The organism is Allosalinactinospora lopnorensis (assembly GCF_000981225.1).
GTDB classification, from domain to species: Bacteria; Actinomycetota; Actinomycetes; order Streptosporangiales; family Streptosporangiaceae; genus Allosalinactinospora; species Allosalinactinospora lopnorensis.
This window is the reverse complement of record NZ_LAJC01000203.1, coordinates 1-409: the sequence shown is the minus strand read 5'-3', so window position 1 is coordinate 409 and position 409 is coordinate 1. Positions and strand designations below refer to the sequence as shown.

At 66.3% G+C, this 409-nt stretch carries 1 protein-coding gene; it reads right to left on the bottom strand.

The window, feature by feature from the left end:
• Positions 1-98 precede the first annotated feature (98 nt).
• The coding region (locus VS93_RS29955) for a hypothetical protein (protein WP_046472557.1) at positions 99-409 on the bottom strand (311 nt) is incomplete at its 5' end.

Genomic DNA, 409 nt, shown 5'->3' with positions numbered 1-409 from the left:
CCGGAATCGGCTACAAAAGGTAGCCATGCGTCAGCCGGCAACGGACGTCGGCCGTACGGTTCGGCAGTCCTCCGCGGAAACCCGCGAAGCCTCGGGAGTCAAGGCGCGTTGTGGTCGGCGTTCTCCCTGGCCTCGTCCATGGCATTTTCGAGGAAGGTCCGCTGGAATGGAGAGTTCCAGTCGGTGTCGGCCGATTCTATGGCGCGGGTGATGGCCTCCACCGCTTGGCGGCGCATCCGCGGGGTCCAGTCTGAGGTCTCCTTGGCGGCCGTATGGACGAAGTCGAGGACCCCGGCGTTCCTGAGGGCGACGAACTCGGCGAGTTCGCCGTTGATCCTGTCGGCCAGGTCGTCGTCGAGGAAGTACGCCCCTCGGGGGGCTTCGTGGGCGAGCCCGAAGTGTTCGGCCC